This is a genomic window from Streptomyces sp. NPDC001410, assembly GCF_042895235.1.
GTDB lineage: Bacteria > Actinomycetota > Actinomycetes > Streptomycetales > Streptomycetaceae > Streptomyces.
In genome coordinates this window covers 111,111-125,088 of the sequence record NZ_JBIAWE010000001.1, presented here as the reverse complement: position 1 = coordinate 125,088, position 13,978 = coordinate 111,111, and the positions used below count along the sequence as shown (strand labels likewise).

Sequence of the window (13,978 nt, the reverse complement as noted above, 5' to 3'; positions counted from 1 at the left end):
AGATGTGCGGGGGGCGTCAGACGAAGAGCTTGTCGACGAAGGCGGACAGGTTGCCCGTCGTACGGGCGATCTGCTCCTCCAGGGTCAGGCTCTCCTCGAACCGGCTCCCGGACTCCGGCACCTTCTTCCCGCGCACGTACAGCGAGCACGCCAGGTCCGTGCACATGTACACCCCGACGGAGTTGCCCTCACGTCCCGCCGCGCCCGCCTTCCGGGCGGTCATCAGCGACACCCCGCCGCCGGGATGCGTGGTCAGGCACACCGAACACATGCTGCGGTGCAGGAAGCCGCGCCGCGAGGCCGGGTAGCGCATCGCGACACCCACGAGCCTGCCCTCCCGCTCGGTGACCAGATAACTGCGGTCGGGCGCCCCGGGATCCCGCCACCCGAGGAAGTCCAGGTCTTCCCACGGCTGTTCACCGAGGTCACGCGGGACCGCCAGGCGCTTGGCGTCGCCCTTGGAGCAGTTGATGAACGAGTTGCGGATGTCCTGCTCGGTGAGGGACTTCATGGGAGGCCTTCCGGGTTCGATGCCATGAACCTAGAGGGTCTAGGTTCATGGCTAGCCTAGGCAGCCAATGGGAGGGTGGGCGAATGGTTTTCCGGGCCGCCGGTGTCACGCCCTACTCCGCCTCGGCGACCCTCGCCTCCGGCGGCCACACCCCCGGCGAGAGCACCCCGAGGGCGTAGGCGCGGGCGACCAGTTCGGTGCGGTTGGAGGCGCTCCAGCGGGCCGACAGACGGCGCAGGTGGTAGGTGACGCCGTCCTTGCTCAGGCCCAGCTCACGCGCAGCCCGGGTCGTGGCGGCGCCCCCGGCCAGGAGCGCCAGCACTTGGCCCTCCACCGGGGTGACCGGCGGCGGCTCCGGCTCGCTATGGGCCTCGCGCTCGCCCTGGACCCGCAACATCACCAGCAGGGCGGGCGTCTCGTCCACGGTGTCGCTCACCGGGTCCGCCGTCAGGTCGCCGTACCGCTCGGCGCCGCCGGGGGAGCGCCAGCACACCGACACCTGGTAGCGCGACCGGTGCCGCAGCCGCAGCGCCTCGGCGATCCGGTCGACCTGCGTGGCCTCCTGCGGCCGGAACAGCTCCAGCACGTCCCGGCCCCGCAGCCGCCCCGGTGTCGTACCGCACTCGGCGGCCATCGCCGGGTTGGCGAGTCGGACCCGGCCTTGCACATCGCAGACCGCGACCGGTACGGAGACCCGGTCGAAGAGGGTCAGCGCACGGTTGCGCCACACCACGGCCTCCGTCCGGCCCAGGTCCATCCGCACCTCCCGACGTCCCGCCCGTCCAAGTCCCGCCCATCCAAGAGGAACAGCCAGGTCAGCGGCAAACGCCCGGTCGTCGCGCAAGCCCCCGTACCGACTTTTTCACTGCACGATCGTGTAGTGACGTGGCCCGTGCGCCCGGTGTCGGTCGACCACCCTGGAACGCAGTACTCCCCGTACCGCGAAAGGCAGTTGTCGCGCCATGCCCCCCACCGCACTGCACCCCGAGACCGCCGGTACCCTGCCCGGCGTCCCCGTCGTGGACATCACCGCCACCGGGCCCGGCCGTACCCCCATTCAGCAGGTCATGGAGCTGATGCGCGCCCACGGTCCGGTGCTGCTACGCCGGCTGTACGGGCGTGACGTGATGTTCGTCGCCGACGCCGACCTGGTCGCGGACCTGGCCGACGAGGAGCGGTTCGCCAAGCACGTCGGGCCCGCGCTGGAGAACGTGCGCGCCTTCACCGCCGACGGCCTGTTCACCGCCTACAACGACGAGCCCAACTGGGCCAGGGCGCACGACATCCTCATGCCCGCCTTCGCGCTCGGCTCGATGCGGACCTACCACCCGGTGATGCTGAGGGTGGCCCGCCGGCTCATCGACTCCTGGGACCGGGCCGCGCACGGCGGGCAGCCGGTGAACGTTCCCGACGACATGACCCGCATGACCCTCGACACCATCGGACTGGCCGGATTCGGCTACGACTTCGGCTCCTTCGAGCGGGCCGAGCCGCACCCCTTCGTGGAGTCGATGGTGCGCTGCCTGGAGTGGGCCATGACCCGGCTCGCCCGCACCCCGGGCCAGGACCGGACGGCGGCCGACGCCGCCTTCCGTGCCGACGCCGACCACCTCGCCCAGGTCGTGGACGACGTCATCGCCTCCCGCACCGGCACCGACCAGAGAGCGGCCGACGACCTCCTCGGGCTGATGCTCAGCGCCCCGCACCCGGCCGACGGCACCACCCTGGACCCGACCAACATCCGCAACCAGGTCATCACCTTCCTGATCGCCGGGCACGAGACCACCTCCGGCGCGATGTCCTTCGCCCTGTACTACCTCGCCAAGCACCCGGCCGCGCTCCGGCTCGTCCAGCGCGAGGCCGACGCGCTGTGGGGCAGCGCCCCGGACCCCGAGCCGACGTACGACGACATCGGCCGCCTCACCTACACCCGCCAGGTCCTCAACGAGGCGCTGCGGCTGTGGCCGACGGCCGCCGCGTTCAGCCGGCACGCCCGCGAGGACACCCTGCTCGGCGGCCGGATCCCGATGCGCGCCGGACAGGCCGTCACCGTCCTCGCCCCGATGCTGCACCGGCAGCCCGTGTGGGGCGACAACCCGGAGCTGTTCGACCCGGAGCGGTTCACCCCCGAGGCCGAGGCGGCTCGCCCGGTGCACGCCTTCAAGCCTTTCGGCACCGGTGAACGCGCCTGCATCGGACGGCAGTTCGCGCTGCACGAGGCGACCATGCTGCTGGCCATGCTGGTCCACCGCTACCGGCTGCACGACCACGCCGACTACGCGCTCACGGTGAAGGAGACCCTCACCCTCAAGCCCGAGGGCTTCACCCTCACCCTGACCCCGCGCACCGACGCCGATCGCGTCCACGCTCCGCTGCCCGGTGCCGCGGCCGCTGCCGGCGCACCGAGCCCGGCCCCGGACACCCTCCCGGCCCGGGTCCGGCCCGGCACGGGCGCCCTCTTCCTGCACGGCAGCAACTACGGCACCTGCCGTGCCTTCGCCGCCCAGCTCGCCGACGAGGCCGCCGCCGTCGGCTGTGCCACCGAGGTCGCCGCCCTGGACGAGTACGCGGACGGCCTGCCCACCGACCGGCCCGTCGTCATCACCGCCGCCTCCTACAACGGCCGCCCCACCGACGACGCGACCGCCTTCACCGCCTGGCCCGACCGCACCCCCGACCTCACCGGCGTGACCTACGCCGTCCTCGGCGTCGGCGACCGCAACTGGGCCGCCACCTACCAGCACGTCCCCACCCGCATCGACGCCCGCTTCGCCGAACTCGGCGCCACCCGGCTGACCGACCGCGCCGCCGCCGACGCCTCCGGCGACCTGAGCGGCACCGTCCGCGACTTCACCGCCCGGCTGCGCACCGCCCTGCTCCAGGAGTACGGCGACCCGGACGCCGTCACCGGCACCGAGGAGGAGCCCGCAACGGCGTACGAGGTCCGCACCGTCACCGGTGGCCCGCTGGACGCCGTGGCCGAGCGGCACGGGCTGGTCCCCATGACCGTCACCGAGGCGTACGACCTCACCGCGCCGGGACATCCGCGCACCAAGCGGTTCCTGCGCGTCGCCCTGCCCGACGGCGTCGCCTACCGCACCGCCGACCACCTGACCGTGCTCCCCGCCAATGCCCCCGGCCTCGTGGAGCGCGCCGCCGCCGCGCTCGGCGTCGACCTCGACGCCGTCCTGGACATCCGGGCCACCCGCCCGCGCCGCGACGGCCTCGCCGTGGACCGCCCGCTCACCGCACGCCAACTGCTCACGCACCACGTCGAGTTGCAGGAGCGGCCGACCGCACGCCGGCTGGCCCTGCTCGCCGAGGCCACCCCCTGCCCGCCCGAGAGCGCCGCCCTCGCGGCCCTGACCGGCGAGGACCCGCGCACCCTGGTGGAGATCGCCGAGGACCACCCCGCCCTGCGCGGCGCCCTGGACTGGCCGCGCCTCCTCGACCTGCTGACCCCGCTGCGCCCGCGCCACTACTCCATCTCCTCCTCCCCGGCGGCCGACCCGCGCCACGCCGACCTGATGGTCTCCGTGCTGGACGCCCCCGCCCTCCCCCACTCTCGGCTGCGCTCGAGCGGGGGGACCCCCATGGGCAAGGGCCGATACCGGGGCACCGGCTCCGGGCACCTCGCCGCCCTGCGGCCCGGCGACACCGTGTACGCCCGCGTGCAGCCCTGCCGGGAGGTGTTCCGGACCGACGGCAGCGCACCGGTCGTGATGATCGCCGCGGGCACCGGACTCGCCCCGTTCCGCGCAGCCGTCGCCGACCGCACCGCGGCCCGTGCCGCCGGCACCGAACTCCTCCCGGCATTGCTCTACTTCGGCTGCGACGCCCCCGACGCCGACTTCCTGCACGCCGGTGAACTCCGCGCCGCCGAGGCCGCCGGAGCCGTCCGCCTCCGCCCGGCCTTCAGCGCCGCCCCGGAGAACGGCGCCCTGTTCGTGCAGCACCGCATCGCCGCCGAGGCCGACGAGGTCTGGGAACTGCTCACCGCAGGAGCCCGGGTCCATGTCTGCGGCGACGGCTCCCGCATGGCACCAGGAGTTCGCGAGGCGTTCCGTACCCTGTACCGGGAACGGACTCCCGGCGCCGACGAGGCGGCCGCCGGGCGGTGGCTCGACTCGCTGATGGCGGACGGGCGTTACGTCGAGGACGTGTACGCGGCGGGCTGACGCCGTGGGAAGGGGGCGCGCGATGGGGGAGCCGGAGGAGCGGGCCCGGCGGGTCCTGACCGCGGCGGGCATCGAACCCGGCCGGCTGGCCGGAGTGCGCCCGCTGAGCGGCGGCACCTACAACACCGTCGAGGAACTGCGGCTCACCGACGGCACCCGCTGCGTCCTGAAGGCCGCGCCGACGGCACCGGGCCTGCGCCACGAGGCCCGGCTGCTGCACTCCGAGGCGGTGTTCAGCCGCGCGGCCGAAGAAGCCGGCGTCCCCGCGCCCCGCACGCTCCACGCCGACGACGGCCGCGAGGTACGGCATCTGCTGCAGACCGCCTGTCCCGGCACCCCCTGGGACGACTCCCTCACCGACGCCGAGCGAGCCGTCCTCCGTGGGGAGTTGGGTCGGCAGGTCGCCCGCCTGCACCGGGTGACCGGGCCCGGCTTCGGCTACCCGTCCGGTGCCCTCGGCCCGCTCGCCCCCGCCTGGCGGACGGCGTTCACCACGATGTTCGACGCGGTCCTGGACGACGCCCGCCGCTACCGGGCCCGGCTGCCCCGACCCGTCGACGAGGTGGCCCGTACCGCCCGGGCCGCGTACGACACCCTGGACGAGGTCACCGTCCCGCGCCCGGTCCACTTCGATCTGTGGCCGGGCAACATCCTCGTCGAGCGCACACCCGACGGCCCCCGCGTCGGCGGCCTGATCGACGGCGAGCGCATGTTCTGGGGCGATCCCCTCGCCGACTTCGTCTCCCTCGCCCTGCTGGACGACATCGAGAAGGACGAGGCCTTCCTCGCGGGCTACCGGCAGGCCGGCGGCCGCGCCGCGCTCGGGCGCGCGGAACGCCTCCGGCTCGCCCTCTACCGCGCCTACCTCTACCTGATCATGCTGGTCGAGACGGTCCCACGGGCGGTCGACGAGGGCCACGCCCGCTGGGCCCAGGAGGCCGTCGCCCCGGAACTCGTCGCCGCGCTGGATGAGATCAAGACGGCCTGCGCTTAGCTCAGCACATGAAATAAGGGTTGTCCGAAAGTCGCGTGCAACCTGTCCCGAGGGGTATGTTGCAGGTCGGGACATGGTTCGAAGGGAGCCACATGGCGGGGCGGAACGGGCGAACGGTACGCGACCTCAGACGGGGCAACCGCACGGCGGTGCTGCAACGGCTGTACTTCGACGGCCCGCTCAGCCGCTTCGAACTGGGCCCGGTCACCGGACTGAGTTCCGGCTCGGTCAGCAACGTGGTCGCGGACCTGGTCGCCGACGGACTGGTCGAGGAGGCAGGCAGCGTCGACTCCGACGGCGGCCGCCCGCGGACCCTGCTGCGCGTCTCCCCGCACAGCGGCCAGATGATCGGCGTCGACGTCGGCGAGACCCGCGTCCGCGTCGAGCTGTTCGATCTGGCCCTCACCGAACTCGCCCGCACCGAACGCCCGCTCACCCAGCAGGGCTACGACGTCGACGTGATCGTCGGCCACATCCGCGACGGCATCGCCGAGGTCCTCGAGGCCGAGGGGGCCTCGCCCGAGCGGCTGCTCGGCGTCGGCGTCGGCGTCCCGGGCATCGTCGAGCACACGGCGGACCGGGGCGCTGTCGTGCACGGACAGACCATCGGCTGGGACGCGGTCCCGCTGGAGCGGCTGCTCCGCTCGACCTCCCGACTGCCGGACACCGTGCGGTACTTCATAGACAACGGCGCCAAGACCCTGGGCCAGGCCGAGATGTGGTTCGGCGGCGGTCGGGGCGCCCGCAACGCGGTGGTCGTGCTCTTCGGCTCCGGTGTCGGCGCCTGCCTGGTCACCCCCGAGGTGGAGCACGGGCGGGCCGTCGAATGGGGCCATCTGACCGTACGGGTCCGGGGGCGCCGCTGCCGGTGCGGTGCGCCGGGCTGCCTGGAGGCCTACGCCGGTGCCGAGTCGCTGCTCGCCCGCTGGCGAGAGGAGGGCGGACGGCCGCCCGAGGGCGCCGACGAGGAGACCGCGCTCACCGCGATGCTCGCCGCCGCGTACCCGACCGAGGGCAGGGACCCCGATCCGGTCGCGCTCGCCGTTCTGGAGGAGACCGCCGAGTACCTGGGCGCCGGCCTGTCCGACCTGATCAACCTCTTCCAGCCCGAGCGGATCCTCATCGGCGGCTGGGCCGGACTCCAGCTCGGCAACCGGTTCCTGCCCGCCGTACGCCGCCACGCGTCGACGTACGCCCTGCGGTACCCGGCCGACAAGGTCAGTATCGACCTCGGCCGGCTCGGACCCGACGCGGTCACCGTCGGTGCGGCGATCCTGCCCCTGGCCGACTTCTTCGCGCGCGGCGGCCGCCGCGCCGAACAGGCCACCGAGGACCGGCACCCCGCCTGGCGGGCCGCACTGGAGGAACGGACACCGCGCTGACCGGCGTGACCCACCTCACGGACCCCTGCTGGAACACCACAAGATGGTTGCCCGTTGAACCAGCCGTGGGTGCGGACGGGACAGTGTCCCCGGGCCTCACCATCCGCCCACAGGGACGATCGTTCGGCTGAAGCCCTGTGGTGCCCTTCGCCGAGGGGCGACCGCCGTGCGTGCCCACCACCTGGCCGCCCCGGCCGTGATTCCCCCGTCACGGTCGGGGCTTTCTCATGACACCCGAGCGGGCGTACGGCCCTCCCGCGTCCAGGCCAGCAGCTCCTCGGCCGGCCAGGTCGTCACCACCCGTTCGGCGGGCACCCCGCACTCCTCGGCCCGGGCGCAGCCGAGGATCTGCCAGTCCAGCTGGCCGGGCGCGTGCGCGTCGGTGTCGACCGAGAACAGCGTCCCGGCCGCCACGGCCCGGCGCAGCAGCCGCCGAGGCGGGTCCAGCCGCTCGGGACGGCTGTTGATCTCCACGGCCGTACCCGACTCGGCGCACGCGGCGAACACCTCGTCCGCGTCGAACTCCGACTCCGGCCGGCCACGGCCCGTGACCAGGCGTCCCGTGCAGTGGCCGAGGACGTCCGCGTGCGGATCGCGTACGGCCTTCACCATGCGGCGGGTCATCGAGCGGGCGTCCATCCGCAGCTTGGAGTGCACGGACACCACGACGACGTCCAGCCGCTCCAGCAGCCCGGGCTCCTGGTCCAGCGAGCCGTCCTCCAGGATGTCGCACTCGATGCCGGTGAGCAGCCGGAACGGCGCCCACCGCGCGTTCAGCTCCGCCACCACCTCCAGCTGCTCGCGCAGCCGCCCCGCACTGAGGCCCCGGGCCACGGTCAGCCGGGGGGAGTGGTCGGTCAGGGCAGTCCACTCGTGGCCGAGCCGGGCCGCCGCACGCCCCATCTCCTCGATCGGGCTGCCGCCGTCGGACCAGTCCGAGTGGGTGTGGCAGTCGCCGCGCAGCAGAACCCGCAGCTCGGTGCCGCCCTCGGCGGTGAGCGGCCCGCCGGCCTCCTCCTCCACCGTGCGCAGATAGCCGGGCACCTCCCCGGCCAGGGCCTCCCGCACCACCTGCGCGGTCTTCGGCCCGACCCCCTTCAGCGACTCCAGCGTCCCGGCCGCCGCACGCGCGGCGACCTCGTCCTCGGGCAGCGCGGACAGCACCCGGGCGGCGGTCCGGAAGGCCCGCACCCGGTAGGTGGGCGCCAGCGACCGCTCCAGCAGGAAGGCGATCCGGTCGAGGGCCGCGACGGGTTCCATGGGCACCTCCAGCGCGCGATGCCCCTCCAGGGTTCCCCAGCCGGACCCGCCCCGCACGCCCGCCGGCCCGCGCCCCGAAGCGCCGCGGCGCCTGGACGGCTCCGCGGACGAGTCGTCGGCCCCGGTTGCGTTCTACGCTCTATTGCATGACCGAACAAGCAGTGCCCTACATCTCCCATCCGCGGGTCCTGGTGCACGGTGTGTGCCCGGGCAAGCCGGGGGAGCCGCCCTTCCGGGTGGTGGAGATCGACGGTCAGGTGGTCGGCCGGGCCAGGACCGCGACCGACGTGCTGGAGGTCGCCGCCACCCACGGCATCACGATCCACGACCTGAGCGACCCGGACGCGGTCCGCTGGGTGGGCGGCGGCCAGTACCACTGGACCCCCATCTGATCCGCAGGAGGCTCAGCCGACCGTCCACTTCTGGTTGCCGCCGCCGGTGCACGTCCAGATCTGCAGCCGGGTGCCGTTGGCCGGGTTGTTCCCGGTCACGTCGAGGCACTTGTTCGCCTGCGGATTGACGATGTCGTGCGCCGCCGAGACGGCCCACTTCTGGTTGGGGCCGCCCGTGCAGTCCCACAGCTGGACGGTCGAGCCGTCCGCCGTACCGTTGCCGGTGACGTCCAGGCACTTGCCGAGCGCCCGGATCGTGCCGTCCGAGCCGACCGTCCACTGCTGGGCGCCCGTGCCGTTGCAGTCGTAGAGCTGGACCGGGGTGCCGTTGGCGGAGTTCGCGCCGGCCACGTCCACGCACTTGCCCGCCAGTCCCCGGATCGGGACACCGGCCGCGCTGTTGCTCGTCGTCACCGACACCGAGTCGACCACCAGCTGCTGCGGGAACTGCGTGGTGCCGTCCGGGTCGCCCGGCCAGTAGCCGCCGACCGCCAGGTTCAGGATCAGGAAGAACGGTTTGTTGAACACCCAGGTCTTCCCGCCGAGGTCGGCGGGCGTGCGCCGCTGGTAGACGTTCCCGTCCACGGACCAGGTGATCGAGTCGGGCGCCCAGTCGACGGCGAAGGTGTGGAACGCGTCCGCGAAGGCCTGGCCGTTCGGCAGGGTGTAGCCGGCGCCGATGCCGCCCGAGCCGGAGTAGCCCGGGCCGTGGATGGTGCCGTGCACGGTCGAGGGCTCGAACCCGACGTTCTCCATCACGTCGATCTCACCCGAGTCCGGCCAGTTCACCGGAGTGCCGAGCATCCAGAACGCGGGCCACATGCCCTGCCCGCGCGGGATCTTCATCCGGGCCTCGACATGTCCGTACTGCGCGTTGAACTTCCCGGCGGTGTTCATCCGCGCCGAGGTGTACTGGCAGCTGCCGTACCAGCACTGGTAGCCCGCCGGGTTCTCCTTGCGGGCCGTGATCACCAGATGCCCCTGGCCGTCCAGGGCCGCGTTCCTGGTCCCGGACGTGTAGTACTGCCGCTCGTGGTTGTTGACGTTGTCGCCGGTCTCCAGCGACCACTTCGAGGAGTCGACCGCGGCGCCCGCGGGCCCGTCGAAGCTGTCGGAGAAGGTGGTCACGGCCGCGGCCGCCGGGGCCGCGGTCTGTGCCCGGGCCGGACCGACGGCGGCCGAGCCGACCAGAGCGGCGGACAGAGCGGCGAACAGGCAGCTGCGGAGCAGGCGTGGGGAGGCCATGACTCTCCGTTCACGTGGGGGGGGGTGAGACGACTCTTGATTTAAGGAGTGAAGTAAGGAGGCGTCAATACCTTGGTACGGACCTCCCGCTGACGAACTCTCAGCCGACGGCCCGCCCGCGCGCCGCCGCCCGGTACAGGGCCCGGCGATGCTTGGATGCCCGGAGCGGCGAAAGGGCAGAACGCCGCACGCTCATGCAGAACGGACCGAGAGGGGGAGGTGGATGACCCGGCGTACGGCCTTCCTCGTCCTGGGCGAACTCCTGGCCTGGTGGGCTGCACTGGCCCTGCTGTGGCTGGCGTTCATCAGCTCGGTCGACACCCTGGAGCGGATCGTGGGCGCGAGTGCCGCCGCCGTGGGCGCGTTGCTGGCCCGGGCCGGACGGCGGGCGGTGACCTGGCGGTGAACGGCTGGCTCCTCGCGGCGACCGTCGAACTCGGCGGTGCAGGAGCGGCCGCCCTGTGGGGGACGGCCACCGGCCCGCTGCCCCGCCGCGTCATGGCCCAGAACCTGGCCACCTCCGCGGTCTGCCCGGCCCTGCTGCTGCTCGCCCAGGGCTACGGCCGCCCCTCCTACGTCGACCTCGCCCTGCTGATGGCTCTGTTGGGCCCGGTCGGCACCCTCGTCTTCGCCCGTCTGCTCGCCGACGACCTGGCGGCCGAGCCGCCGCGCGCCTGGGCACTGACCTGGACCGCCGTCGGCGTGGCCACGGCGGTCGTGGTGGCGGTGTGCGTGGCCACCGGCCCGAGCCGGGCGATGGTGAAACTGCTGGTGATCGGCGTGCTGTTGATCGGTGGCAACGTCATCGCGTCCCGGGCGCTGGCGGGTGGCTTCCGGGCGGTGCGGGGTGCCTGACGCGGGAGCGGCGCGGGGTGGGAGCGAGGTGCGGCATGGCTGATGCCGTGACCGCCGTGGCCCTGCTGCTCGTGGCCGCCTCCGCCACGGCCGCCGTGGCCCAGCGCGAACCGGCCCGGCAGGCCCTGGTGCTGTCCGTGCTCGGTGTCGTCCTGGCCGTCCTGTTCACCGTGCTCCAGGCCCCGGACGTCGGCCTGTCCCAGCTGGCCGTGGGCTCCGCGCTCACCCCGCTGCTGATCATGCTGTCGGTGCGCAAGGTCAGACGGCGGAGCCGCACGAAGGACGGGGCGCGATGACCCGGCGGCTGCGGCTGTGGCTGCTCGCCGCGGGCGGCGCGGGGGTGGCCGCCCTGCTGGTCGCCGCCGGCCTCGACCTGCCCGCCTTCGGCAGCCGGTGGCACCCGTACGGCGAGCGGGCCGTCCGCGCCTCCCTCGCCCGGCACACCGCGAACACGATCGCCTCCGTCAACTTCGACCAGCGCGCCTACGACACCCTCGGTGAGACGAGCATCCTGTTCGCCGCCGTCCTGGGCTGCCTGGTGCTCCTGCGCCAGGCCCGCGACGAGCACCGGGCGCAGCCGCGGCCCGCCGAAGTGGCCCGGCCCGTCCGCCGCTACGCACTGATCGTGCTGCCCGTCGCCCTCCTCACCGGCGTCTACGTCATCGCCCACGGCCAGCTCAGCCCCGGCGGCGGCTTCCAGGGCGGGGTCGTCGCCGCGACCGCCCTGCACCTGCTGTACCTCGGCGCCGACTACCGGGCCCTGGAACGCGTCCGCCCCCTCGGCGTGTTCGACGTCTGCGACGCGCTCGCCGTCTCCGCCTACGTCGTCCTGGGCCTCGCCGGCCTCCTCGCGGGCACCGCGTTCCTGGCCAACACGCTGCTGCCGTACGGCACCTTCAACACGCTGTCCTCCGGCGGGACCGTCCCGCTGCTGAACGCGGCCGTCGGCATGGAGGTGGCGAGCGCGGTCGTCCTGCTGCTCGCGAGTTTCCTGGACCAGGCCGTCGAGATCGAGGAGGAACGCGGGAGTTGAGAACGCCGTGATGCACGTCCTTCCCTACCTGGTCGCCGCCTACGTCTTCCTGACCGGCTGCTACGGCCTCGCCACCAGCCGCAACCTGATCCACACCGTGGGCTGCCTGTCCGTGTGCCAGTCGTCCACGTACGTCCTGCTGCTGGCCGTCGGCTACCGTGACGGGGCGACCGCGCCGGTCTTCTCCGACATCGAGCCGGGCTCCCGGCCGCTCGTCGACCCGGTCGTGCAGGCGCTCACCCTCACCGACATCGTCGTCGGCGCCACCGTCACCGCGCTGCTGCTCGCCCTCGTCCTGCAGGTCGCCAAGCGGCACGGCACCCTCGACCCGGACGAGCTGAGAGAGCTGCGCGGCTGATGCAGCACCTGCTTCCGCTGCTCTTCGCGGTGCCGCTGCTCGGGGCCGCCCTGCTCGTGGCCACCGGCCGCCGGCTCGCCCGGGTCGTGGCCGAGACCACCGGGTTCGTCGTCTCCGGCGCCACGGCCGCCCTCGCGCTCGTCCTGCTGCTCAACTCCTCGCCGCCGCTGGTGGAATGGGTCGGCGGCTGGCGGCCCGTCGACGGGGAGAGCGTCGGCATCGTACTGGTCGGGGACGGTCCGGCGCTGGGCATGGCGGCGCTGGCCTCGCTGCTCACCCTGTCGGCGCTGGTGTACTCCTGGCGCTACTTCGACGAGCCGCCGCGCGGCCACGCCGGTTCGTTCCCCGCGCTGATGCTGGTCTTCCAGGGCGCGATGTGCGGCTTCGCGCTCGCGGGCGACCTGTTCAACGCGTTCGTGTTCTTCGAGCTGATGAGCGTCGTCGCCTACGCCCTGACCGGCTACCGGATCGACGAGGCGAAGGCTGTGCAGGGCGCGCTGACTTTCGGAGTCGTCAACTCCCTCGGCGCGTACGCGATGCTGTTGGGCATCGGCCTGCTGTACGCCCGCACCGGTGAACTGGCCATGTCCAAGATCGGGCGCGGCCTGGACGGCGCGGCCGCGCAGGGCGGGCCGGACGCCCTGGTCCTCGCCGCGTTCGTCCTGGTCATGACCGGGCTGCTGGTGAAGGCGGCCGCCGTGCCGTTCCACTTCTGGCTCCCCGACGCGCACGCGGTCGCCCCGACCCCGGTGTGCATGCTGCTGTCCGGCGTCATGGTGGAACTCGGCGCCTACGGCGTCTGGCGCGTGTACGGCACCGTCTTCGCCGGGCCCGGCGGCATCCCCGCCGCCGACCTGACCCGGGCCCTGGTGACCCTGGGCGTGCTCACCGCCGCGATCGGCGCCGTCATGTGCTGGTACCAGCGGCACATCAAACGGCTGCTCGCCTACTCCACGGTCGCGCACACCGGCCTGTTCCTCGTCGGCCTCGGCGTACTCACCCCTGAAGGGGACGACGGGGTCGCCCTGTACCTCGTCGGGCACGCCGGGGTGAAGGCCGCGCTGTTCGCCTGCACCGGCGCGCTCCTGAACCGGTTCGGCAGTGTCGACGAGCACGCCCTGCACGGCAGGGCGCGCGGGATGCGCGCGTTCGCGGTGATGTTCGCGATCGGCGGGCTCGCCCTCGCGGGCCTTCCCCCGTTCGGGACGGCCCTCGGCAAGGCGATCACCGAGGAGACGGCCGGCGGCCCGCTCACCGCGGTGTACGTGCTCGCCTCCGCGGTGACCGCGGGCGCGGTGCTGCGGGTCACCGCCCGGGTGTTCCTCGGGCTCGGGCCGCGCCCGAAGGACGCCGAGTACGAGACCAGCGGCTCCGGGGAGGAGCCCGAGACCGGCAGGAGACTGACCCGCATCCCGGACTCCATGACCGTGGTGCCCGCCGTGCTGCTCGCCGCCGCCTTCGCCGTCGGCGTGGCCCCCGGCCTCGCCGTACTGGTGGCCGACTCGGTCAACGAGGCCGGGTCGGGCGGCGCCCACGCCTCTGCCCACTGGACGGCGCACGGCATCCTGCTCGGCCTGGTCTCCACCGTGCTGGCCGTGGGTCTCGCCGCCCTCGCCGTGACCCGCTCGGGCTGGCTGTCCACCCCGGACTGGGCGCTGCCCCTGCGCCGCCTGCAGTCGGGCCACATCGGCGACTACGTGGCCTGGCTCCTGGTCGGCGCCACCGCGCTGGGCGCGCTGACCCTGCCCGGGGTGCTGGGCGGCTGACCAG

At 73.4% G+C, this 13,978-nt stretch carries 14 protein-coding genes; 10 read left to right on the top strand and 4 right to left on the bottom strand.

Translation table 11 applies throughout. The features are described 5' to 3' along the window. Positions 1 to 16: 16 nt before the first annotated feature. Positions 17 to 511, bottom strand: a complete 495-nt coding sequence (locus ACFY3C_RS00560) for an FBP domain-containing protein (protein WP_390769136.1) — start codon at positions 509 to 511, stop codon at positions 17 to 19. 112 nt (positions 512 to 623) lie between these two features. Beyond that, entirely contained in the window at positions 624 to 1,268 is a 645-nt protein-coding gene (locus tag ACFY3C_RS00555) for a PAS domain-containing protein (protein WP_390769135.1), read from the bottom strand. Between the two features lie 205 nt (positions 1,269 to 1,473). Between ACFY3C_RS00555 and ACFY3C_RS00550 the strand changes: the two genes are divergently transcribed. The 3 genes from ACFY3C_RS00550 (at position 1,474) to ACFY3C_RS00540 (ending at position 7,065) form a co-directional block, all read left to right on the top strand. After that, on the top strand, positions 1,474 to 4,689 hold the full coding sequence (locus ACFY3C_RS00550; protein WP_390769134.1) for a cytochrome P450: 3,216 nt from the start codon (positions 1,474 to 1,476) through the stop codon (positions 4,687 to 4,689). A gap of 22 nt (positions 4,690 to 4,711) precedes the next feature. Beyond that, positions 4,712 to 5,683, top strand: a complete 972-nt coding sequence (locus ACFY3C_RS00545; protein WP_390769133.1) for a phosphotransferase family protein — start codon at positions 4,712 to 4,714, stop codon at positions 5,681 to 5,683. Positions 5,684 to 5,775: 92 nt separating this feature from the next. Continuing rightward, entirely contained in the window at positions 5,776 to 7,065 is a 1,290-nt protein-coding gene (locus tag ACFY3C_RS00540) for an ROK family protein (RefSeq protein ID WP_390769132.1), read from the top strand. Between the two features lie 225 nt (positions 7,066 to 7,290). Here ACFY3C_RS00540 and ACFY3C_RS00535 read toward each other — a convergent pair whose 3' ends face one another. Further along, positions 7,291 to 8,325 carry a PHP domain-containing protein gene (locus ACFY3C_RS00535; RefSeq protein WP_390769131.1) on the bottom strand — a complete coding sequence of 345 codons (1,035 nt, stop codon included), beginning with the start codon at positions 8,323 to 8,325 and terminating at the stop codon, positions 7,291 to 7,293. 146 nt (positions 8,326 to 8,471) lie between these two features. On the opposite strand from ACFY3C_RS00535, the gene ACFY3C_RS00530 reads away from it, so the two are divergent. Beyond that, positions 8,472 to 8,717 carry a hypothetical protein gene (locus ACFY3C_RS00530; protein WP_386578011.1) on the top strand — a complete coding sequence of 82 codons (246 nt, stop codon included), beginning with the start codon at positions 8,472 to 8,474 and terminating at the stop codon, positions 8,715 to 8,717. A gap of 12 nt (positions 8,718 to 8,729) precedes the next feature. Here ACFY3C_RS00530 and ACFY3C_RS00525 read toward each other — a convergent pair whose 3' ends face one another. Next, the gene (locus ACFY3C_RS00525; RefSeq protein ID WP_390769130.1) at positions 8,730 to 9,962 is read right to left on the bottom strand and encodes a ricin-type beta-trefoil lectin domain protein; all 1,233 of its coding nucleotides are present in this window, start codon (positions 9,960 to 9,962) and stop codon (positions 8,730 to 8,732) included. A 223-nt stretch (positions 9,963 to 10,185) separates the two neighbouring features. On the opposite strand from ACFY3C_RS00525, the gene ACFY3C_RS00520 reads away from it, so the two are divergent. From ACFY3C_RS00520 to ACFY3C_RS00495, 6 genes are read left to right on the top strand one after another with little or no spacing between them, the layout of a single operon-like run. Continuing rightward, positions 10,186 to 10,368: a hypothetical protein gene (locus ACFY3C_RS00520; protein WP_386578013.1), complete on the top strand. Its 183-nt coding sequence runs from the start codon at positions 10,186 to 10,188 to the stop codon at positions 10,366 to 10,368. Beyond that, on the top strand, positions 10,365 to 10,817 hold the full coding sequence (locus ACFY3C_RS00515; RefSeq protein ID WP_390769129.1) for an MrpF/PhaF family protein: 453 nt from the start codon (positions 10,365 to 10,367) through the stop codon (positions 10,815 to 10,817). The genes ACFY3C_RS00520 and ACFY3C_RS00515 overlap by 4 nt, the downstream gene beginning before the upstream one ends. A gap of 35 nt (positions 10,818 to 10,852) precedes the next feature. Further along, entirely contained in the window at positions 10,853 to 11,113 is a 261-nt protein-coding gene (locus tag ACFY3C_RS00510; RefSeq protein WP_390769128.1) for a hydrogenase subunit MbhD domain-containing protein, read from the top strand. Then, positions 11,110 to 11,850 carry an MnhB domain-containing protein gene (locus tag ACFY3C_RS00505; protein WP_390769127.1) on the top strand — a complete coding sequence of 247 codons (741 nt, stop codon included), beginning with the start codon at positions 11,110 to 11,112 and terminating at the stop codon, positions 11,848 to 11,850. Before ACFY3C_RS00510 ends, ACFY3C_RS00505 begins: the two co-directional genes overlap by 4 nt. A 10-nt stretch (positions 11,851 to 11,860) precedes the next feature. Further along, positions 11,861 to 12,208 (top strand): sodium:proton antiporter, encoded by a 348-nt coding sequence (locus tag ACFY3C_RS00500; protein ID WP_386578018.1) that lies wholly within the window; start codon positions 11,861 to 11,863, stop codon positions 12,206 to 12,208. Further along, complete coding sequence (locus ACFY3C_RS00495) at positions 12,208 to 13,974, top strand: complex I subunit 5 family protein (protein ID WP_390769126.1); 1,767 nt, start codon at positions 12,208 to 12,210, stop codon at positions 13,972 to 13,974. Before ACFY3C_RS00500 ends, ACFY3C_RS00495 begins: the two co-directional genes overlap by 1 nt. Positions 13,975 to 13,978 lie beyond the last annotated feature (4 nt).